Raw genomic sequence first — 22,857 nt, 5'->3', positions numbered from 1 at the left:
ATGTACGAAAAGCTAAACAAATTTGAGCAAATCGTGTTTGATGCATGCTCGGTGATCCTGGTGGTTTTTTACTCTTATGCTGCGGTGATCCAGCCCATGGCAACCCAGTATCACAGGGGGGTTTATGTCATTATAACCTATGTTCTTGTCTTCCTGCTGTATAAAGCCAAATCCAGAATCATGAGGTTTGTGGACTATATCCTCATTATTCTTTCCGTTCTGTCCATTGGATACTGGATTTTTATGTTTGAGGTCATTAATTATAGGACAGGCGCTGAAACAACCACGGATATGTTTTTTGCCATTATCGGCGTGTTAATTGGTGTGGAATTGGCCAGACGGGTGGTAGGCGGTGTGTTTGTCTTTTTGGGTGTCATCATGCTGACGTACGGTGTTTATGGATATCTGGCACCGGATCTGGTTTCCCATGCAGGTGCCCCGTTCACTGAATTGTGTGTCAGCATATTTTACAAAAGCGACGGCGTCTTTGGGATAATGGCCAATGTTCTGGCAACCTATGTGATTTTGTTTGTACTCTTTGGTGCATTCCTGGAAAAATGCGGTGCTCAGAAATTTTTTATTGAATGGCCCCTTGCTGCCGTAGGACATAAAATCGGCGGGCCTGCAAAAGTGTCGGTTATTGCATCAGGACTGTTCGGGTCCATCTCGGGATCAGCCATTGCAAACACGGTTTCCACAGGCATGTTCACCATTCCCATGATGAAAAAAGCAGGATTCAAACCTCATATTGCCGGGGGAATAGAACCGGCCGCTTCCATAGGCGGCATGTTCATGCCCCCGATTATGGGGGCGGGAGGATTCATCATGGCGGAACTGACAGGTGTACCTTATTCCACAATAATGCTGGTGGCCATATTTCCGGCCCTGATGTATTTTTTTTCTGTTTTCTGCATGGTCCATTATGAAGCTAAAAAATATAATATTGTGGGTGAAAAATCAGAATTTTCAGCCACACAGATTTTTAAGAAACAATGGTTTTATATCATTCCATTGGTTGTCATCACCATTTTTATGCTATATGGATTTTCTCCCGGATATTCCGCCATTTTGGGTCTTGTATCCTGTATAGCCATAAGTTATGCCAGAAAAGAGACCAGGATCGGTCCCAAAAGATTTGTTGAAGCGGCAAGAGAAGGAACTGAAAACAGCCTTAAGATTGGTGCAACAGTGGGTATTATCGGTATTATCATCGGCGTGTTGACCTTCTCCGGCCTGGTGCTGACCTTTGCCGATATTATGATAGAACTGGCAGGAGGTTCCTTGTTGCTGACCATAATGCTGGTTGCGCTTGCATCCCTTGTGCTGGGAATGGGAGTGCCGGTGACGGCTGCCTATCTCATCACTGCCGTGGTCGCTGTTCCGGCCCTGACTCACTTGGGTGTAAATGAGATAGCTGCCCATATGATTGTTTACTGGCTGTCACAAGACTCCAATATCACCCCACCGGTCTGCATTGCGGCATTTGCAGGTGCCACAATTGCAAAAGCAAACATGTGGAAAACCGCATTTACCTCATTTAAGTTTGCTAAATTTTTATACCTGGGGCCCATCCTTTTCGGCTATGTCCCTGGATTCTCGCTTAACGGCAGTTCAACCGACATTATTAAAGCATTTGTTTTGATTTTCTTCGGCACTTGGGCATATTCATGGTTCCTCAGCGGTATCTGGATCGGCTACATAAAAAAACTTTTCAAAAAAAAACCAGCATAAACGCCCTTTTTTTTATTTCGTCCAGGCCAGCCCTTCCAAAAAAACAATCAAATCCCCTTTGAAATCAGGTCATTTCAAAGGGGATTTGATTGTTCAAGCGTTATCCTTCTAAAAAAATAGTTGCAATGTCAACGATTTTATACAATATTAGCCAAAAAGGTTTAGAATTAAATACAAAATAATATTTACACATTAATCTGTGTAATATTTTTAATATGGGAAATAAAATAGATCTAAATGGAAATATTCAACAAACTTATTGATTCATCAATTGCATATTTAGTGGGCCGCACATCCCGCTCAATCATAAAAAGACTGACTAAAAAATTTTCTCAAAGCGGTTTTGATGTAAGCTATGAGCAATGGAGCATCCTTGTTCATCTGTATAGGAAAGACGGACAGACCCAGCAGGAGCTTTCCAATATTGCGGTAAAAGACAAGGCCGCTATTACACGTCTTTTGAATGTCCTGGAAAAGAAAAATATTGTATTAAGGGTTCCTGATAGAAATGACAAACGAAGCAAATTGGTCTATCTTACCAATAAAGCCAAAGAATTTAAAACCGAGTTGATTGCCATTGTCGAAGAATTATTGGAAGAGGCGGAACAGGGCATTTCTTCAGAAGAAATCAACCAGTGCAAAACCACTTTAAATAAAATATTTTTAAATTTTGAACAGCTCGATCAATAATTTATTTGATTGCCCTACATGGTTGTTGCCGGAAAAATATCCGGCAATGCCCCTTGTTATCCTCTTGATTTATATGAAAGAATTTTTAAACTGCTGAAATTAAATATCTTTCATTATTTGTTGTGGCAGAGTGATCTGCCATGGCCGTTATTGCGTATTTATACTAAAGCTGCCAGCTCACCTACCATAACTTTCATCTGCTGTGCGTGACCGCTTATTTCCGAAGAGGTATTGGCCGACTCTTTAGCACTGTCGGCATTCCGCCGTGTCACCTTGTCCATTTCCAATACAGCTTTGTTCACCTGTTCTATTCCGAACGCCTGTTCATTGGAGGCTGTGCTGATTTCATTGAGCAGAGCCGCCACATCAGAGATGCTTTCAGTCAGATGGATGAACACTTCACTTGCCTGAGAGACCATTGCAGAACCTTCACCAATAGTATTCACCGTTCCTTCAATCATCTGGGAAGTGCTTTTAGCAGCTTGAGCTGCCCTCATGGACAGGCTGCGAACTTCATCGGCCACCACTGCAAATCCGGCACCTGCCTCACCTGCCCTGGCAGCCTCAACTGCAGCGTTTAATGCCAGCAGGTTGGTTTGAAATGAAATTTCATCAATGGTTTTAATAATATTGGATATTTTCTCACTGGCCGTGGAAATCTCATTCATGGAAGTGTTTAAATTGGTAATGGCCTGATTGGCCTGTTTTATCACATGGTTGCCTTCCTGCATGAGAAGATTAGCCTTTTGTGCATTGTCGGCGTTTTGTTTGGTCATCACAGACATTTCTTCGATGGATGCAGAGGTTTCCTCTATAGCGGAAGCCTGGCCGGATGATCCCTCTGCAAGGGATTTGCTGTCAGATGAAATTTGAATTGCTCCGGATGCCAGCCGGGAAGCGCTGTCGGACAATCCGTCAACAACCTTCAGTATAGGCCTCACAATTCCTTTGGAAATTTGAAGGGAGCCAAGAATGAATAATGAGATGCCCACAAGGGCAACTCCAATGATCCAGGTTTGAACTTTTCGTTTGGCTGCAAGGCCGGAATCAATCAATGTCTGTATTGTGCTGCTCACATTTTCTTTGGGCACACCCACTAAAATGGAACCTAATGTTTCTCCGTCAAAGGATGTCATTACTGAACATTTGGTGAGATATTTTTTGTCTGCAAGCAGGACTTCACGATAAATTCCGTCAGGATTACTTAGAATATCCTTTTGTATATCCGGGTCCAAGGCCAGTCGGGACGCTTCATCGGGTACGGCTTGTTTTGACGGATCAAACCCTGCAAACACCAGGGGAATCCCTTCAAAATAGATCGCACTTGCAGAATCAATAGTTTTAAATAATTTTTTTAATGGATTATCAGAAAAATCATTTAACAGTTTTCCATTAATACAAACCCCGACAGGGCCTCCGAAATCATCCAGAATAATATCTGCCGACAGGATGCCTATGGTTCCTTTTCCTGAAACATCTTTATGGCTTAAATTAAGCGCTTTAAGAAAATCAGCCGTGAATTTTGCCATGAGTCCGTTTTTTAAAACAGCATCCTTATCCTTACTGTTGATAAGCTCTTTTATAAGAGGGCCGTATTTTGACTCCTTATAATAATTATTCAACCAGCCTTGATCCGCGTCTGCTGGAAAAGTCGCGATACAGCCGCCCTTTATATCAAGCACAACGGAATAGTCAATTGCCTTTTGCTTGCCTATTTCAGCCAGTTGAAAACTCAGCGGTGTCGCCAGAACCATTTCAACAAGACTCCGAACAGAAGAATTATTCGAAATTTCTTTGGTCGTCGTTCGAACATTTTCTTTAACATCATTAATAAAAAGATCCAGAACTCTGCCATAGCTGGCGATAGTTGCATTATTTTGATTGACAAGCCCATTGCTTATTGCTACGGCTTGCTTTGTAATACTGTTGTCTAACTGCCAGGATACAATCATGCCGATGGCAGCAACAATTAAAATCATTACAATACTGTACTTTACAAGCATTTGAACCTTAATAGTTTTCATAATCACACCCGATTTTACAATAATTAATAATGGAGAACCTTCAAGACCCTCTCCGTTTAAGATATATTATCGTCATACGATTTTTTTTAAAAGTTATGCCTCCGATGCTGATGATGAGGTTAAAAATTCCGATAATTTTTTAATATTTTCATATAACAACATAATATTTTTTTTCCTCTTTTCTAGTTTATTAAATTCACACAATAATTAAAAAAAAGAAAACTTGTCAAGTGAATTTAAAAAAATCGGGCAGATGCATGTGGCGATGAAATCAAAACAATCTTATTAAACCAATAAGTTATAATTCCACCAGTTTGTTTTGAATGGCATACCTGGATAACTCGGCATTATTTCTTAAATTAAGTTTTTTTAAGATTCTTGACCGGTAGGTGTCAACGGTTTTTACGCTGATATTATATGACGTTGCAATTTCCCTGTTTGTCGAGCCCATGGCAAGTTTTCGCAATACTTGAAGCTCGCGCATGGACAACGATTCCGTGAGTGTTTGACTTTTATTTCCACGGATAACCCTGAGGGCCAGAGCCTCACTGGCTTTTTCCGTCAGATACCGCCGGCCTTCATGGATTTTCTTTACGGCAGCCACAAGCTGTTCAGGAGCGGACTGTTTTGTGACATATCCCATGGCACCGGCTTCTATGGCTCTTATAACGTATTGCTCTTCATCATGCATGGTTAAGATAAGAACAGGAACATCCGGGCAGTAACTGTTCAATCGGGTGGTCACCTCAAGACCATCCATTCCCGGCATTGAGATATCAATCACCGCCACATCGGGCTTTTTGTTGATGGCTTCGTCCAAAGCTGCCTGGCCGTCTGCTGCCTCGGCGATCACCTCAATCTCATTGCTGTCTTCCAGAACTCTTCTTAACCCTTCCCTGACAATACTGTGGTCGTCGGCAAGCAGCACTTTAATCATGAATTATCCTTTTATTTTTACTTTACAGCAAACTGTTGTCCCTTCCGACAATCGGGAAGATATGTCAAGTTTTCCTTCAACAAGATCGGCCCGTTCTTTCATTCCCTCCAGACCGAATCCGGCAAATTCTTTATCATTAAACAGATCAAAGCCACATCCGTTATCCTGTATGGTTAAAACAATGCCTGTTTTATCTGTTTTCAACTCAACTGTAATGGTAGTGGCATTGGAATGCCTAAGTGCGTTGGTTACAGCTTCCTGACCTATCCTGTAAAGTGCTGTGGCAAGGGTGTCGTCAATTTTTGGAATTTGACCGGCCTTGAACACACATGAAACATTTGACCGCTTTTCAAAATCAGAAAGCAATGATTCCAGAGCATCCACAAGCCCAAGATCATCCAGGACCCTTGGCCTTAAACGATAGGCCATGGCCCTTACATCCGTGATGGTATCATCAATCAGTGAACACATTTTTCCTGCCCTTTTCCCTGCGGCTTCATCAATGTCTGTTAAATATTTTTCCACCCATACCGCATCAAATCGCAGGGCGGTCAGCACCTGCCCCAAATGATCGTGAAGTTCCCCTGCTACAACTGCTTTTTCCCTTTCCTGGGAATCAATAATATTCTTTGATAGATTTTTCAGATTATCCCGGGTTTTTTCAAGCTGGGCAGTCCTCTTTTTTACCTGCTGTTCCAGGTCATGAGAATATTGCGATAATTTTTCTTTTGCGATCTGAAGATCTTTTTGCGTGCGATTTTTTTCCGTCACATCCACACTCACAGCAAGGGATCTGACAATATCACCGTTTTCATCCTTGACCCCGTAGCAGGACAACATGATATCCAAATTTTCTCCATTTTTTTTAATATAGGTATAAGGAACATCTTTACAAAATCCAGTACTGAAAAATCGGGGAAAGATAACATTCACTGCATATTTTTTAGACTCAGGCGTAAAAAAACTGATGAGCTGTCTGCCAATAACATCTTCGCGTTGATACCCCATTACCTCCACCCAGTGATCAGAAACCCGTATAATCCTTCCTCGGATATCAATTGAATGAAGCATGACCGGGGTTTTATGGTAGATGTGTCTGTATCGCTCTTCACTGAGCCGAAGTTCTTTTTCCGCTTTTTTCCGTTTTGTGATTTCCAGGCTTCCCAGCCGGTAAAGAATCAGGGCTAAAAAACCGGTCAGGATCAACACGCAAATGATAACCGGTCCTGTAACCCTGACAAAGGGTTGGACTGCCTGCCGTTCAATTTCTTTGTAATTTCTTAAACTAATAATTTTCCAACCCGGATAATTTGCAACATCAAGGCTTGTAAACAGGTATCGGGCATTGTTTTTATCCATCACATACCCGTCTTTTATATGATTTTTTTTGTCTCTTGAAAAACCGGACCAGGCCCAGGGGCCGTTTCCAAATTGTCTTGAGTTTTCAATTTTACTGATATTTTCTTCATTCAACTGCCATAAGAGCTTAAACCTCAACTCATCCTTATTTGAGATGAAAATAACACCATTTGTATCAACAAAAAGAAGAGAGTCATCTGATTTGGAAAACAATTTTGTTTCAACAAATTCAACCGATGTTTTGATAACTGCAACCCCAAGGATATCACTATTGTTTTCATCATAAACCGGGTGGGCATAATAAACCCCCCTTTTGCTGGAAGTTGTGCCAAGAGCCAGATATGTTGACGCAATACCGTTAACAGCTTTTTTATAATAAGGCCTGAAGGAAAAATCATGCCCCACAAAACTGTCGTGGGCATTGCGATTGCTGGAACATAAGGTAATGCCGTTTTTATCCATGAGGTAGCTGACATCAAGATCAAGAGATTGTGCGAAATGATCAAGGATCTTGTTGGCCCTGTAAATCGTTTCCAGGTTGGTATCTTTAAGCACTGTTTTTAATTCTCTGATACCCGAAAGGGTTTTAACCGGTTTAATATGTTCTGAAAGATACGAAGACAGGTGACCTGTCAGGAGTTTAAGCCTGGAATAGGCATTGGTTTCCGTCTTTTGAAAGGCAGCCTTTCGAAAGGAGTAATAGTATAAGAATCCGCCGGTTGAAGCGGATAAAAACACAAACAGCGCCAATATCAATATGATGATTCGAAGTCGCATGAAAACAAGTATATCCGCATGGTTAAACTTTTTCAATGACTTTGCACAAAGGGACAACACCCAGACCCTTTTATGTTAATGGCCATTGACATTTTAACGTCTTTATCCGCAACATAAAACCCTGAAGAGTATGCCGGTGGTTACCAAAGTCATAACACATCTTTCAATGATTGATAAAATGTGTGAACTGAATGTATATGTAGGGCTATGGGGATTATATGATTTGCTCTTGAGAACATTGGCATTAATTGGCCCCTTTGGCACTTTGTATCCTAAACTCCAGATTGATAACCATTCTTCTTTAATTTTTTTTAGGGATGACGTAAGGTAATGCAGAAATTTATCCTTCTGGAAACTGGCGGCAGTATTCATACAAAGCCATGTTGGCAGCAGAAGCGGCGTTGTAGCTATGGGGCATCCCCCATACGGGAATTTCGATAACTTCATCCAGTAGCTCAAGGATATCATCCTTAATCCCAAGGCGCTCATTACCCACAACTAAAACTGATCGACGCTTAAAAAAGAAGTGATGGATGTTCTGTGAGTTGGATGTTTGTTCTATCCCCACAATAGAGTAACCATCTGCTTTAAGTTTTTTTAGTACAGGGCCTAATGATCTGTGGGTTGAAACTGTTAGCTCTGAAGTGGCGTCTCTGGCAATTTTACTAATTAATGATGCATTCCCGCAAATAATCATTTTCTCCACAGCACATGCACTTGCGGTGCGGGCGATCTGAGAAATATTAACGTTGCTACGCATGGGTACACATGCAATAATCAGCTCACGGGGCTGGATTAAACCTGTTCGAAATTTATGGCGCTGGTGTTCAAATTTTCCCATTATATAGCCTCTGTCTGATCTGTTTTGATAGCATCATCCATGCTCTTTTTATCATAAAACACAGTATCAAGATAAAGACCTGAAGCGGGAGCTGTACCGGGCGCAGCCTTACGATTCTTTGCATCTATTATACGGGGAATATCATCGACTTTTGACCTTCCCTCTCCAACCTTAACAAGTGCGCGAACTATATTGCGTACCATTTTATAAAGAAAACCGTCAGCAATAATTGAAAAGCACAGTAAAGGGTCTTCTTCTGTAAGCGTAAGAGAATGAACAGTTCTTACCGATGTTGCCCTTTTATAGTTTGGAACTTTGGCAAACGAAGCAAAATCTTTAGTCCCTGTAAAATATGAACAGGCTTTATCCATAGCTTTAACATTCAATTTTTCAGGGACATACCAAACCTTTCCATTCATTTCAGATGGAAGCCTGGGGTGGTTCCAGATTTTATAGATGTAACATTTCCCAATTGCGGATTCTCTTGCATGGAAGCTATCAGACATCTTCTTTAAACTGGTGATTTCGATGTTTTTCTCAAGGACAATGTTAAAGTTAAACAAAGCCTCTTTTTCGTTGATATCTTCGGGAAGACGAATAGATGCGACTTGTCCTGTTGCATGTGCTCCGCGATCGGTTCGTCCTGATCCTTCGACATTATGTCGCAATCCAAAACATTTTGTCACAGCATGTTCCAATGCGCCCTGGATCGTAGGCTTGCCTTTATGCCGTTGCCATCCGTAGTAATTTTGCCCATCGTAACGGACATCCATCCTATAATTGGCAAAAGTTATATCATTATTAAAATCTGTCATCAAAAAACACCTGTTGCGTTGCCCGTGGGCAAATTAAACAATAACGGAAATAACCATCTTTAAAGGTAATATGTACTTCAACGGAAAAATTCCGTCAAGGTTTATGTCTGATGGATAAGAATGAGCAAAGTCCATAGGAAAAAGGGACTTATCAAAAGGTATGCTTTGAATTTTTATATATTATTATCGTTTTTGTTTCTTTTCATAGGCTTCAATAATGCTTGATACAAGTTTATGTCTGATGACATCATTTTTTGAAAAATAAATAAACTTGATTCTATTTATTTTCTTTAATAGACCTTTAGCCTCTATAAGACCGGATTTTTTACCGGTGGGAAGATCAACCTGTGTGATATCTCCTGTAACAATTACTTTTGATCCATAGCCAATTCGTGTCAAAAACATTTTCATTTGTTGCGACGTTGTATTCTGGGCTTCATCAAGAATAATAAAAGAATTGCTCAGGGTTCTTCCCCGCATAAAAGCAAGGGGGGCAATTTCAATGGTGTCCTGCTCTATAAGTGTTTGTACTTTTTCATAGTCCATCATATCATAAAGAGCATCATACAAAGGGCGAAGATAGGGATTTATTTTCTGGGCAAGGTCGCCGGGTAAAAATCCCAGAGTCTCTCCTGCTTCGACCGCAGGCCTTGCTAATATGATTTTTTTGATTTCACCTCTTGAAAATGCGGCCATGGCCATTGCCATTGCAAGATATGTTTTGCCGGTTCCGGCGGGACCTATGGCAAAAAGAATATCATTTTTAAGGCTTGCCTCTACATATTCTTTTTGGGCAGGATTGCGTGGGGTGATGGGTTTATTTCTAACTGTTTTAAAAATTGTTGTAGAAAAAATATCTTTGATATGGGAATTATTGTTGTGTTTTATAATTTTTATAGCGGCATCAAAATCAGCTTCGTCAAAAGAAAATTTATTTTCCAGAAGCTGATAAAGTTGTCGGAGTATTTTTTCAGCAAGATCAGTATTGTGGGCTGTGCCATTAACCAACAAAGAACTGCCCCTTGTATTGATCTCCACATTAAACGCTTTGCAAATTTTATCCAGATTATAGTTGTGATGACCGAAGAGTTCTCTGGTAAGCATCGGATTTTCAAACGTAATGTTTTTCATAATTCATAGGATGCATTTTATTTGCTTAAAGGTCAATAAAAATCAAATCCAGCCAACTGCCTGGATTTGGGAATCGGAAAAGTAATAAACCAATTCAGGAATCAAATCGGAAATACCAGCCGCAATACCTCACCGTCTGTTCATACCGGCCGGGAATAAAGAGAATAATCTTGCCCAAGGCTTTACGGTCATTAGTGAACAAACTGACGAACATTCTGGGCATCAGGAATATACAATGAGCATCTGCACATAATATGAAAATGCAGGGGAAGCAAAAAGATGCGCCTCTGATTTTAAATAAAAAATATCATTGTTGGGAATGGATTATGGAATAATAAAGAGGTGTTTAATGTGTCTATGATTTTTCTTACCCAATGCTGGATTTAAAGCCCAGGACTATTATTAAATAGTCCTGGGAGTTTTAAAACTGTAGCCAAGCGCAACATCTTGCGGTTTGTGGAAATTTAATCCATCAAACGGACAATCAATCTGATAATATAAAACATTGAGAACCTGATTGCAGTTATGATTAGTTATCCTATCCTTGAATTCTCATACACCTGTTAATTTTTACCAAAAATTAATATTCAGTTATCATGCTGATTGACATCTATATAGAGTACAAATCCGGCACCAGTATAAAAGACACCTGTATAAAATAGATTGACAACAAAAGGAGATTTCTGGTTTTATGTCATGTTTGATTTAAATACCCTTGGACGAGAAAATAAAATTAATCCTTCCCGGGTATAAAACATGAAAATAAAATAAAGGAATGATTTAATGGACCCGATTGCCACAAAAGCAAAACAATGGATTGATGAAAAAAGAGACCCCAGGAGTGCCTATTGGCAAGCCGCCCTTGAAGCCAACATGGACCTTTTTTCACCTGATCTGGAAAAAGGAAAACTAACACCGGTCCATTCGCTGGAAGAAAAAGACCTGCCCGTATTCAAGGCGGCTTTGGAGGTGACGGACCTGAGTCCCGGTCTTTTAGCAGCCTTTTTAACCCCTACTGTTGCCAACGCCATTATTCCGCCGGATTCAGCTGAAGAACTGATGCGCATTGAAAAGGGCAAACCCTCCTATAAAATAATTATCCTGAGACCGGGCAAGGAAGAACGGATAATCTGTATTGAGATTTCAGAACATGCCCACAAGCCGGGCATGGATATTTTCCAGTCCGGTGCCCTGTTGGGAACCTTTGATTATCAGACCCATGAGATCTGTCTTTCGGAATTGACCAAAGCCATCCGTGCCCATGCCTGGGAAAAAGACAAATGGCAGCACAAAGATCATATTGCCTATACCTTGAACTGGTTTGAAAAGATTGAATACCTCGGCAAGTCAGATGTGAGTGTGGACAAAACCCGCTCTGTTTTTCACAGCCCCACATTGATCAGAACCAATCGGGTAGATGCTTTGTTCCTGATAATATACGAAACATTGCACAAGCGTTTCCAGGAAAATTTTCAAGCCCTGTCTCAAGACCTGATAAGTGAAGGGGAAGGAAAAAATTCTGAAGACAAAAAAACGAGGCTTTCAGCCTGCCACACCCTTGCTGAGACAAGTATGCTTGATCTGCTGAATATGGTAAAAAAATTTAATCTGCTTGATTTTACAAGTTTTAACGATGCGGAAAGCCGGAATTTTAAAAACGAATTTGTCAGAACAGCCAGGAAACTTTCCTCGAAACTAGATGAAATGATGAAATCGTGACAATAAAAACAAGAGTTTTAGATTGTTGTTCAGCTTACAATAAGCTCCAAAAAAAAGAAGAAGAAATAAAGCCCTTTGTAAAATAAACACTGTGTGCCGGTCAAACCCGGCACACAGTTTTTATCCCTGCAGTGCTACATATGACGGCAGACCCGCCGGATCATTGTGCAATAAGGCTGCGGGTAAATTCGATAATATGGTTGGTGCCTTTTACATCTCCCATTGCCATAATATGAATACCGTCTGCATATTCAATAATATCTTTTATAAAATCGCAGGTGATCTCAATCCCGGTTGCGCCTTGATTTTCCATACGAGAAATAACGTCTTCCGGAACATCAATACCCTCAACATTTTTATCCATGAACCTTGCCATCTTTACACTTTTGAGCGGCATTACTCCGATTAATATCGGTTTGTCCAGTTTCCGGGCGGCTTTAAGAAACGTCACGGCTTTTTCAGAATCATACACAACCTGGGTTTGAAAAAAATCCGCTCCGGCTGAGATCTTTTTTTCCATTTTTTCCATCTCATGTTCGGGTTTCCTGGATGTTGGCATGGCAGTACATGCAATGTTAAAATCCGTGCTTCCGCCGAATTCTTTTTCATTATAATCCAACCCGTTGTTCATTTTTTTTATCAGTCGGATCAGGTCAACCGTATTGTAATCATAAACCGCTTTGGACGGATAAGGCCCGTGTTTCGGCGGATCACCTGTTGTAACAAGGATGTTGCGGATGCCAAGGGTGTGTGCCCCCAGCAGGTCAGCCTGTGTTCCCAGCAGGCTTCGGTCTCTGCAGGTAAAATGGGGCACGGTTTCAACATCAAGGCTGTTCTGGATCAGGCTTGCCATGGAAATCGAATTGATCCGCAGGTTGCCCATGGGGCAATCGTGAATATTGATGCCGTCCAGTGGGAGATAATCGCGGGCCTTTTCCAGAGATTCATCTGCCAGGACACCCTTTACAGGCCCAAGTTCGGTGGTGATAACGAAATTCTTGCCTAATTTTTGTGATAGCTTCATAAGAAACTCCTGTAAGTTAAAAAGATGGTAATTTCAGTTAAAAAAAATTCAAGCTGTGTACCGGGCACGCATTGATTCAACCTTTTCCTTTTCTAGTAAAACTGCGCGAATTTAAAGCAAAGACCCTCCAGTGTCAAGATGTTTATCGTTTTTTGCAACTGCCATTCGGTCATGACATTCCGGGTGATATTCTCATGCTTGCATCCTGCCGGCAAAATCGATAAACTGTCCTGAATCATATGAAATAGGATAGTATAAAAATAATATAAAATTAAAGGAGATTAAAAATGAACGTCATAATTGATCTTTGCGTGGTACCCATCGGTGTTGGCCTTTCCGTATCAAAATATGTGGCGGCATGTCACAAGATCATCAAAGACGCCGGTCTTGAATCCGAGCTTCATTCCTATGGCACCAATATAGAGGGGGACTGGGATGCCGTATTTGACGTGGTAAAAAAATGCCATGAAAAAATTCATGACATGGGAGCCCCCAGAATCACAACCACCATAAAGGCCGGCACACGGACAGACCGTGACCAGACCATGGCGGATAAGGTTTCCAGCGTTAAAGCCAAACTTTAAGAATCTTTTTTGTTTTCAAACAAGATGTTCAGGATCTCTTCAATGTCTTGGTCGGCGGTTTGCACATTTAACGTGCAGCCTCCGGCGCCTGCGTGGCCTCCCCCGCCAAATCGGGCCAGAAGATTTCCAATGTTGACATGACATTGTTTGTTGAAAAGACTGCGACCGATGCTGAGCAGCACAAAATTATGTTCAGGGCCGTCATACCTTATTTTTACACTGGCAATGGTTTCCGGGAACAATGTATATGTCAAAAACCTATTGCCGCCGGGAACAGTGTCAAGAGATCGAAAATCGGTAATGGATATGGCGTGACGGATTGTTGTATGGGCTGTTAAATGATTTTCATAGGCTGCATTTTCTTTAATGACCCTGGCGCAACGGATTTTCACGTCCGGGTCTTCAATAACACGGTCAATGCCTTTGTCCCTCAAAAGATTCACCAGCTTTTCCCAATAGGCTGAATCCGCATAGTCCCGGTTCTGGATGGTCATGGATAAAAGAATATAAGGGTATTTTTCCGGATATCGCACCTGGTCTTGGTCAAGATCGGCAGCATCAATGATATCCGTGTTCAAGACCAGTTCATCATAATGATCGTCCAGTTTGCCTTTGTCTTGATAATAGTTGTAAACAACACGGGCGGCGGATGGCGCAATATCAAAGCCACCGTTAAATGGAGTTTGAGGCTTATTGGAAACATGGTGGTCAAACCATAAGGCACATTGGGGCGAATAGGGCAAATTGGCCATGATATCAGTGTTTAAAATAACGGCTTTTCCGGTTTGAATCTCATTGGGTTCAACCCATTTAATATTGGGCTCAATATTTTCAGCACGGCACAGCAGAACCGCACATACAATTCCGTCAAAATCAGGCCTGGTAACTATTCTCATAAGGTAACTCTTTTCAATTTAAAAGGGTTTTGGATATTTTGGGTTTCAGGTATTAGATGGTGGTTTTCGGGTAATGGTTGCTGACAAATCATGATAAATCCTTACTCCCTGACCTGTCTGATCACATTGCAAAGCAATCGGTTAAGGGGTTTTAACGCCCCTTGGGCGATTTCCAGAACAGCTTCCAGCGTGGTTTTAACAGGAGCATCAGGATTATTTATATTGGTGATCAACGACAGCCCCAGAATTTTCATGTCGGCATGAACGCCTGCAATGGCTTCCATAACTGTGGAAAACCCCACGGCATCACTGCCAATTGCTTTTAGGAACCTGATTTCCGCAGGTGTTTCAAGGCTTGGCCCCAAAAGACCGGTGTACACACCTGTTTGAACAGGAACCTGATGAGTTTGGGCTGTTTTCTGGGCCAGGTCCACAAGATCCTGATCATACACCTGTGTCATATCAGGAAACCTGATTCCCCAGGCATCCTCATTGGGACCGGTCAAGGGATTTTTCCCGGTGAGATTGAGGTGATCTTTGATGATCATGATATCACCCGGCGAAAAATTCAGATTGATACCCCCGGCAGCATTGGTTAAAATCAATGTTTTGACGCCCAGTTCCTGCATTACCCGCACCGGGAAAGTGACCTGGGCCGGTGAATATCCTTCATACAGGTGGAAACGGCCCTGCATCATCAGAATCGGTCTGCCACAGATGTTGCCGTACACCAGTCTGCCTTTATGGCTTTCAACCGTGGATATCGGAAAATTGGGCAGTTGTGAATATTCAAACTCTTTTAGCACCTCAAGGTCATCAAGAGTATCGGAAAGCCCTGTGCCGGTTAACACCCCAATGGCAGGCGGCCGCTCGCCTATTGCCTGTGTTAAAAATTGAACTGTTTTACCAACAAGTTGCCGATCATTTTTCATCATGACTCCTTATGCTGTGGTATTCCGTTTTTTTGCATCTGTCCGCTTTTATCAATTTTACCGATTTTACCGACCTTTACCGATCTTATCCTTACTGACAAAAAAAATTCAATCGTATAATATCCGGTCACACCGATTATACGGCATGAAGTGATGCAAGCTGTTTTATGACGGCTCTTTCTTTTTGGGTGAATTTATACTATATGCGGAGCATAAGGTCAATTTAGGAGCTATATTCATTTCAAGGCATGAATGATCATATGACGGATGAACAGATGGATGAAAATTATTTTTACTCAATTGAACATCAACGAACCTCAACAATAAAAATAAGGCGGTCTGTTTTTATCTGCTCTTTGGAATTTGTGGACTCCATTGAAAACGCCAAAGAATTTATTTCCAGGATTTCAAAGGAAAATAAAACTGCCACTCATAATTGCTGGGCATATGTTTTAGGAGACAAAGGAGAAATTTTTCATTGTTCCGATGCAGGCGAACCTTCCGGAACAGCAGGCAAACCCATCCTCAACACATTAAAAAGCCATTGCATGACAAATATTGCAGCTGTTGTGACCCGGCATTTCGGCGGTGTCAAACTGGGTGTCAGGGGATTGATTGAAGCCTATTCAGCGTCTGTGAAAGAAACCATTGACCTGAAAAAATTAAAAAAACTGGTACATACGGTAAGTATTGATATCGAGGTGTCCTATGAGTTTAATGATACGCTGCTCAACCAGATAAAAAAATATTTAGACAGGATAACAAATACTGCGTATACGGATAAAATTGTACACAGGGTTGAAGTTGAACTTAAAAATTATGCCCGGATGGAAAGCCTGCTGCTGGAATATCAAGCCCGGAAAAAATTAAAATTTACCATTATACCACAAGACTGATCTTGCAAGCTTGCGCCTAATATGATTGTCACATCTGCATTTAAAGGCATCCCGGACAAATAAAAAAAGATATTGACAATAAACCATATTTAAGTATTATTAAATTTTAATTAATTATACTTAAATAATTGGCGGATTCATGAAAGCAAAACTCGGCGCACTGCTCAGGGCCATCAGAAGTTCACGGCACATTACAATTAAAGAAGTTGCAGGAAAAGCCGGTGTCAGTTCAAGCCTGCTGTCACAAATAGAAAGGAACCGGATATCCCCTTCCCTGGATACCCTGCTTCAGATTCTGGAAGTGTATGGCGTTACGCCGGATAAATTTTTCAAAGATTATGAAACCAATTCCCGGGTTGAGATTATCAAAAGGGATGATCGAAAAATTTATCAGCGAAAAGGCTTTAAATATGAAAAGCTTTGCGGAGACAGCCAGACCAGGGGGAACCACTCGTTTAATGCCTTTTTTCTGGAACTGGCCCCGGGCCAGCTGAGAGGGGATGCCGGCAACGGGCATCTTGGACGTGAGTTGGGAATTGTTGTTAAGGGATCTGCACAGCTTGTTTATGGTGAAGAGACATACGAAATTCAAAAAGGCGACTCAGTGTCCTTTTTTTCACAGATCCCCCATGTGATTCAAAACTCATCGGATCAGATATTCCAGGCCTACTGGGTGGTAACACCGGCAGACGGGGAAGACTATTTTGGAGAAAAAACATCATAACTGCCACAGGCAGGTCCGGCCATTTTTTACAACAATCTGGTCATACGGGTCTTGCCACAGCAAAGATTTAAAGCAGTTGTTTGGATTTTTAAAGACTTTCTTATAAAAAATATTTGGAGAGAATAATGGGAAAAACCATCGCAGAAAAAATTTTTGACGCACATTTAGTAGATGAACCTTTTGGAGATGTCAGTGTTTTAAAACTGGACAGGGTGTTTTGTCATGAAATCACAACCCCCACAGCAATCCAGGATCTGGTGGCAAGGGGAAAGGACCGGGTGTTTGACCCGGAAAAAATCAAAGCGGTGATTGATCATGTCACCCCTGCCAAAGACTCTAAAACTGCCATGCAGGGCAAAATTCTGCGGGACTGGGCAAAACGGCACAAGATTAAGGATTTTTTTGATATCGGCAACAACGGTGTGTGCCATGCCATTTTCCCTGAAAAAGGATTTGCCCGGCCAGGATTCACCATTATTATGGGTGATTCACATACCTGCACACACGGTGCTTTCGGGGCATTTGCAGCAGGAGTAGGCACAACGGATCTGGAAGTGGGTATATTAAAAGGAGTATGTACCTTTAAAAAACCTGAAACATATAAGATTGAAATCGTTGGAACCCTGAAAAAAGGAGTATATGCCAAAGATATCATTCTCAAGGTCATCCAGGAGTTGGGCGTAAACGGGGCCACCAATATGGTCATTGAATTCAGAGGCAATATTGTGGATGAAATGAACATGGACCAGCGCATGACCCTTTCCAACATGGCGGTGGAAGCAGGTGCCACAAGTGGGATCTGTCTTCCTGACATGACAACGGTGGAGTATCTGTGGGACTTTATCAAAGATGAGCATGCAAGCAAACAGGAGGCCCTGGAAACCTTTTCAACATTCAATTCCGATGAGGACGCCGTATACGCCAGTCAAAAAACCATTGATGTCAGTGATCTTGAGCCGTTAACAACCTTCGGGTATAAGCCGGACAATGTCAAACCCGTATCCCAAATGAAGGGAACAAAAATTGATCAGGTCTATATCGGCTCCTGCACAAACGGAAGGCTTGAAGATTTAAGAATTGCCGCAAAAGTCCTGGAAGGTCATACCATCAATGAAAATGTCCGGGGCATTGTATCGCCTGCCACACCCAAAATATTTTCACAGGCTTTGGAAGAAGGGATTATCAAAATCTTTATGGAATCGGGCTTTTGTGTGACAAATCCCACTTGCGGCGCCTGTCTTGGCATGAGCAACGGAGTTCTGGCCGACGGTGAAGTTGCTGCCGCCACAACCAATAGAAATTTCAACGGCCGCATGGGCAAGGGCGGTATGGTTCATTTGATGAGCCCTGCAACAGCAGCAGCCAGCGCAATTACAGGCGAAATTTCAAACTCCAGTCTTTTTTGTGAATAACTGATATGGGCATACCTGACCATTTTTTACAACAATCTGGTCACTCAAGTTTGCCCACAACAAAGATTGAAAGTCAACACCGTGTTTGCCAGGACTTTAATATAAAAAAGAGGAACGACATAATGAAAGAATTTAAAGGAAATGTATTATTTCTTGATCGCTCGGATATCAATACGGATGAAATTATTCCAGCCAAATATCTGACTGAAATTGAAAAATCAGCCATGAAACCCCATTTGCTTGAAGATTTAAAGCTTGAAGGATTTGACCCCAAAGCAGATATTGACCAAAAGGCCGTGGTTATCACACGGGAAAATTTCGGGTGCGGATCATCCAGAGAGCATGCGCCCTGGGCTCTGGAAGAAAACGGTATTAATGTTGTGATTGCCGCAAGTTTTGCAAGAATATTTCGTCAGAACATGTACAATTGCGGCATGCTGGCCATTGAACTGCCCCTGGATACTATCAATGCAATTTTTGATACATTTGGAAAAAGCAACGCTCAAGTAGACGTGGATGTTGATGCATCAATGCTGACTATTCTGACAAAAGACAAAACTGAAAAAATTGAATTTCAAATTTCAGAATTTGACAAAACCCTTATTAAAACCGGCGGATGGGTAGAGTACGCAGATAAGAATTATTAGTCCCTTTGCGTCAGCTTCGCCCTCCGCTCCAGTGCAGACGGGTTTTTAACACCTTATAGTAGGATTGAGCTTCAAATGATATCATTTGGATATCATTCCTACTTTTTTTAATGAAAATCTTGTCTCCAGGGTCCATTTCAAATCCCTCCTGGCCGTCAAGGGTGAGGATCATATCTTCAGGACTGCCTTCCAGGCGGATCTCTATCTGTGTTGTGTCAGGAATAATCAAGGGCCTGTTGGTCAATGTAAACGGACAGATCGGAGTCAGGATGATAGAAGAGACTGACGGGTGTACCACAGGCCCTCCCGCAGCAAGGGAATAGGCGGTTGATCCGGTTGGGGTTCCAACGATCAGGCCGTCTGCCCTGTAGGTTGTCAAATAATTTGAATCCAGGTATACGGCACATGATGCCAGCCTTGACAGAGCTGATTTGTTGATGACCGCATCATTGAGGACATCAACATCAACAATCTGTTCACTGTTGCGCATAACTTTGATATTAAGGCGGGTTCTTGTTTGAACAAGGAACCGCCCTTGAACCAGTGCGGTAATTGCCTTGTAAAGATTTTCTTCGGTTGTTTCGGCCAGGAACCCGACCTCACCGAATTTTACCCCCATCAGGGGAATGTCCCGGTTTTCTATGAATCGTGCAGCACTTAAAAATGTGCCGTCTCCGCCCAGGACAATGATACACAACAAATTATCAGGAATAGCAGTACTCTCCGAGTGCTGGATATCAATGACAACACATTGGTTTCCCAGTTTTTTTTCAATTTCCAGGGCCTTTTTTTCAGCCTTTTCATCATTTTTAATTACAAGCCCGATCCGTTTTGCACTCATGATTATTCGCTGCCTCCGTCATATGATCTGGAAGGCTTCTTGCCTCATATCTGCCATAAAGTCAAGGTTTAAAGTTAATGAGCCTGTGCCCAGTTTTCACCGATACCAAAATTTACAGTTAAAGGAACTTTCAGGGGATGAACCTGTTCCATAACGGTTTTTGCCAGATCAATCAATTGCTCTTTTTCTTCAAGCGGGCATTCAAATATGATCTCATCATGAACGGACAAAAGCATTTTTGAAGCCATGTTATTTGCTTTCAAGGCATCTGCCATTTTGATCATGGCCATTTTGATCAAATCAGCGGCACTGCCCTGTATGGGCGTGTTGATGGCTGCCCGCTGAGCAAAATTGCGAACATTTGCATTGGAAGAGTTGATGTCATCCAGGCGGCGTTTTCGACCAAAAAGCGTTGAAACTTCACCTGTTTTGCGGGTTTCGTCTATTGTGGTATCAATAAATTTTTTTACACCTGCATACCGTTTAAAATAATTATCAATATAGGCATTGGCCATTTTACGGCTGATGGACAGCTCATTGGCCAGCCTGAAGCCGCTCATGCCATAGACAATGCCGAAATTTATGGCTTTGGCCTGGCTTCTTAAATCTGCGGTAACAAATTCGGGCAAAACCTGGAAAACCTCCAGGGCTGTCCTGGTATGAATATCCTCACCCTCATTAAACGCCTCAATGAGAATATCATCTTCGGCACAATGAGCCAGAATTCTAAGCTCTATCTGGGAATAGTCTGCTGAAATAAGGGTATGTCCCTTTTTCGGAATAAAGGCTTTGCGGATCTCTTTTCCTTCTTTTTTCCGGATGGGAATGTTTTGAAGATTTGGATGGGAACTGCTCAAACGGCCGGTAACTGTAATGGTCTGGTTAAAAGAGGTATGAATTCTGCCGGTCTCTTTGTTGATCAGCTGCTGCAAAGCATCCGCATAGGTTGACTTAAGCTTGCCAAGAGTTCGGTATCTCAGCAGCTTTTCAGGCAGTTCATGGGTTTGTGCAAGCTTGCTCAGCACTTCCACATCTGTTGAATAACCGGTTTTCTTTTTTGTCTTTTTGGCGGTTTTCAGTTGTAATTTTTCAAACAAAATAACCCCCAACTGCTGAGAAGAATTGATGTTGAATTCCTCGCCTGCAAGGGCATAAATCTCTTGTTCCAGACTCTTTAATTCCAGATCAAAAGTTTGGGAAAGATGCTGTAACGAATCCTCATCCACTTTAATCCCTTCCATTTCCATGTTTGCCAGAACAGTTATCAAGGGGATCTCGATCTTTTCCATCAGATCGGAAAGGTTTTGATCCTGTATTTGTTTTTTAAACTGCTGATAGGCCATAAAGGTAATATCCGCATCTTCAGAAGCATAATTCACGGCCTGGGCAATGGGAACATCCTGAAATCCGATCTGGTTTTTCCCTTTACCTGTCACATCTTCATAAGAAATGGTCTTATATCCAAAAAGATTCATGGCAATCCGGTCCAGACTGTGACCCCGTGTTGCTGGGTTTAAAAGATAAGAGGCAATCATGGTGTCAAATGCAATGCCTTGCAGTGTGATGCCGAATCTTGACAAGACAATATAGTCATACTTGATATTTTGCCCCACTTTTTTGATGTCCGGGTTTTCAAGTATTGGTTTAAAAATCCTTAATATGTCATCCTTGTCCGGTTGATTAATTTGGTCAGGTTGATTAATTTGGTCAGGTTGATTAATTTGGTCAGGTTGATCAAGATCATCCGATTGAGCAAGATCATCCGGGCTTGTATGGCCGATGGGAATATAAAACCCCTGGTTTTCCTTGAAAGAAAAAGAGATTCCCACAAGCTGCGCATCCATGGGGGTTTTGGATGTAGTTTCCGTATCAACGGCAAAAATTTTTTCCTTTTCAAGGGTATGAGCCAGGTTTTCAAGATCCTTGATTTTGGTGACCAGAGTATATTTTTTTTCAGAACTGTCTGTTTTTTGAGCAAATTCTGCAGCCAGTGTCTTGAATTCAAACTCCCTAAACAGTTCAAATGCTTTTTTTGTATTAATATTGTCTATTTTAAAATCTTCAATCTGTCTTGTGACCTCTACGGACTGATCAATGGTGGCAAGATCACGGCTTAAAAAAACTATATCCTTGCTGGTAGAAAGATTTTCATATAATTTTTTCTTTTTTTTAAGCTCATCAATATTTTCATATAAATTTTCAATGGAACCAAACTGGGCAATCAGTTTTATGGCGGTTTTAGGCCCGACCCCCCGGACACCTGGAATATTGTCCGAACTGTCTCCGGCAAGCCCCAGAATGTCAATAAATTGTATTGGGTCTATTCCCATGTCTTTTTTTATTTTGGCCACATCCGTTATGGTATCTTTCATGGGATCCCAGAGAGTGCAGTGGTCGGACACCAACTGCATAAAGTCTTTATCCCCGGTGACCATGACAACCTCAAATCCTTTTTCCAGGGCCAGTTTTGCATAGGTGCCCACAAGGTCATCTGCCTCAAATCCCTGCTTTTCTTCAATTGGAATATTGAATGCCTCTATAATCCGTTTGATATCCGGAATCTGAACCGCCAGATCTTCTGGCATTGGAGGCCGGTTGGCCTTGTATTGATCATACATCTGGTGGCGGAATGTGGGTCCTTTAACATCAAATATGACCACGGCATATTCAGGAGTGTTGTCCCTTAATAATTTTAGCAGAATCCGGGCAAACCCGAATGTGGCATTTGTGGGGTGACCTTTTGAGGTGTTCAGACTCCTGATGGCATGAAATGCACGGTATAAAAATGCACTGCCGTCAATGAGAAATATTTTCTTTCTGGAATCCGCTTTTTTTGATTCTGCCATGGTAACACCCTTTTTTTTATATTGAATTTTT

Annotated in this window: 19 protein-coding genes; 8 read left to right on the top strand and 11 right to left on the bottom strand. The window is 41.7% G+C overall.

Features of this window, described 5'->3' with window-relative positions; genetic code table 11:
- Both BLT94_RS15665 and BLT94_RS15660 read left to right on the top strand, forming a co-directional pair.
- Window positions 1-1,731 (top strand): TRAP transporter permease, encoded by a 1,731-nt coding sequence (locus BLT94_RS15665; RefSeq protein ID WP_092236108.1) that lies wholly within the window; start codon window positions 1-3, stop codon window positions 1,729-1,731.
- Between the two features lie 237 nt (window positions 1,732-1,968).
- Window positions 1,969-2,421: a MarR family winged helix-turn-helix transcriptional regulator gene (locus BLT94_RS15660; RefSeq protein ID WP_014959207.1), complete on the top strand. Its 453-nt coding sequence runs from the start codon at window positions 1,969-1,971 to the stop codon at window positions 2,419-2,421.
- Between the two features lie 158 nt (window positions 2,422-2,579).
- Here the strand turns inward: BLT94_RS15660 and BLT94_RS15655 are convergent, their stop codons facing one another.
- From BLT94_RS15655 to BLT94_RS15630, 6 genes are all read right to left on the bottom strand, one after another.
- Window positions 2,580-4,445, bottom strand: coding sequence for a methyl-accepting chemotaxis protein (locus BLT94_RS15655; RefSeq protein WP_092236105.1), 1,866 nt, complete (start codon window positions 4,443-4,445; stop codon window positions 2,580-2,582).
- A 298-nt stretch (window positions 4,446-4,743) separates the two neighbouring features.
- Window positions 4,744-5,382 carry a response regulator gene (locus BLT94_RS15650; protein ID WP_092236102.1) on the bottom strand — a complete coding sequence of 213 codons (639 nt, stop codon included), beginning with the start codon at window positions 5,380-5,382 and terminating at the stop codon, window positions 4,744-4,746.
- 3 nt (window positions 5,383-5,385) lie between these two features.
- Window positions 5,386-7,554 (bottom strand): sensor histidine kinase, encoded by a 2,169-nt coding sequence (locus tag BLT94_RS15645; protein WP_245743147.1) that lies wholly within the window; start codon window positions 7,552-7,554, stop codon window positions 5,386-5,388.
- Between the two features lie 304 nt (window positions 7,555-7,858).
- On the bottom strand, window positions 7,859-8,359 hold the full coding sequence (locus BLT94_RS15640; protein WP_092236099.1) for a TrmH family RNA methyltransferase: 501 nt from the start codon (window positions 8,357-8,359) through the stop codon (window positions 7,859-7,861).
- Window positions 8,359-9,174: a tRNA pseudouridine(38-40) synthase TruA gene (gene truA / locus BLT94_RS15635; protein WP_092236096.1), complete on the bottom strand. Its 816-nt coding sequence runs from the start codon at window positions 9,172-9,174 to the stop codon at window positions 8,359-8,361. Before truA ends, BLT94_RS15640 begins: the two co-directional genes overlap by 1 nt.
- A 183-nt stretch (window positions 9,175-9,357) precedes the next feature.
- Entirely contained in the window at window positions 9,358-10,305 is a 948-nt protein-coding gene (locus BLT94_RS15630) for a PhoH family protein (RefSeq protein ID WP_092236093.1), read from the bottom strand.
- Window positions 10,306-11,088: 783 nt separating this feature from the next.
- Between BLT94_RS15630 and BLT94_RS15625 the strand changes: the two genes are divergently transcribed.
- Window positions 11,089-12,024, top strand: coding sequence for a hypothetical protein (locus tag BLT94_RS15625; RefSeq protein ID WP_092236090.1), 936 nt, complete (start codon window positions 11,089-11,091; stop codon window positions 12,022-12,024).
- 160 nt (window positions 12,025-12,184) lie between these two features.
- On the opposite strand, the gene BLT94_RS15620 is transcribed toward BLT94_RS15625, so the two are convergent.
- A complete protein-coding gene (locus BLT94_RS15620; protein WP_092236087.1) occupies window positions 12,185-13,048 on the bottom strand; it encodes a methylenetetrahydrofolate reductase in 864 nt (287 codons plus the stop codon).
- A 287-nt stretch (window positions 13,049-13,335) separates the two neighbouring features.
- Between BLT94_RS15620 and BLT94_RS15615 the strand changes: the two genes are divergently transcribed.
- A complete protein-coding gene (locus tag BLT94_RS15615; protein ID WP_092236084.1) occupies window positions 13,336-13,632 on the top strand; it encodes an MTH1187 family thiamine-binding protein in 297 nt (98 codons plus the stop codon).
- Here BLT94_RS15615 and BLT94_RS15610 read toward each other — a convergent pair.
- On the bottom strand, window positions 13,629-14,528 hold the full coding sequence (locus tag BLT94_RS15610) for an exopolyphosphatase (protein WP_092236081.1): 900 nt from the start codon (window positions 14,526-14,528) through the stop codon (window positions 13,629-13,631). The genes BLT94_RS15615 and BLT94_RS15610 overlap by 4 nt on opposite strands.
- Before the next feature lie 101 nt (window positions 14,529-14,629).
- Window positions 14,630-15,463 carry a purine-nucleoside phosphorylase gene (locus tag BLT94_RS15605; RefSeq protein WP_245743146.1) on the bottom strand — a complete coding sequence of 278 codons (834 nt, stop codon included), beginning with the start codon at window positions 15,461-15,463 and terminating at the stop codon, window positions 14,630-14,632.
- A gap of 257 nt (window positions 15,464-15,720) precedes the next feature.
- On the opposite strand from BLT94_RS15605, the gene BLT94_RS15600 reads away from it, so the two are divergent.
- The 4 genes from BLT94_RS15600 to leuD all read left to right on the top strand — a co-directional run bounded on the left by BLT94_RS15600 (window position 15,721) and on the right by leuD (window position 19,139).
- A complete protein-coding gene (locus BLT94_RS15600) occupies window positions 15,721-16,356 on the top strand; it encodes an IMPACT family protein (RefSeq protein WP_245743145.1) in 636 nt (211 codons plus the stop codon).
- Window positions 16,357-16,495: 139 nt separating this feature from the next.
- Window positions 16,496-17,080: a helix-turn-helix domain-containing protein gene (locus BLT94_RS15595; RefSeq protein WP_014959222.1), complete on the top strand. Its 585-nt coding sequence runs from the start codon at window positions 16,496-16,498 to the stop codon at window positions 17,078-17,080.
- Window positions 17,081-17,205: 125 nt separating this feature from the next.
- Window positions 17,206-18,492, top strand: a complete 1,287-nt coding sequence (locus BLT94_RS15590) for a 3-isopropylmalate dehydratase large subunit (protein WP_092236073.1) — start codon at window positions 17,206-17,208, stop codon at window positions 18,490-18,492.
- Between the two features lie 122 nt (window positions 18,493-18,614).
- Entirely contained in the window at window positions 18,615-19,139 is a 525-nt protein-coding gene (leuD, locus tag BLT94_RS15585) for a 3-isopropylmalate dehydratase small subunit (protein ID WP_092236070.1), read from the top strand.
- Between the two features lie 10 nt (window positions 19,140-19,149).
- Here the strand turns inward: leuD and BLT94_RS15580 are convergent, their stop codons facing one another.
- A complete protein-coding gene (locus BLT94_RS15580; RefSeq protein ID WP_014959225.1) occupies window positions 19,150-19,980 on the bottom strand; it encodes an NAD(+)/NADH kinase in 831 nt (276 codons plus the stop codon).
- Window positions 19,981-20,054: 74 nt separating this feature from the next.
- Window positions 20,055-22,826 carry a DNA polymerase I gene (gene polA / locus BLT94_RS15575; protein WP_092236067.1) on the bottom strand — a complete coding sequence of 924 codons (2,772 nt, stop codon included), beginning with the start codon at window positions 22,824-22,826 and terminating at the stop codon, window positions 20,055-20,057.
- Between the last annotated feature and the right edge of the window lie 31 nt (window positions 22,827-22,857).

The organism is Desulfobacula phenolica (genome assembly GCF_900105645.1).
GTDB classification, from domain to species: Bacteria; Desulfobacterota; Desulfobacteria; order Desulfobacterales; family Desulfobacteraceae; genus Desulfobacula; species Desulfobacula toluolica.
This window is presented reverse-complemented; position numbering and strand designations above follow the sequence as displayed.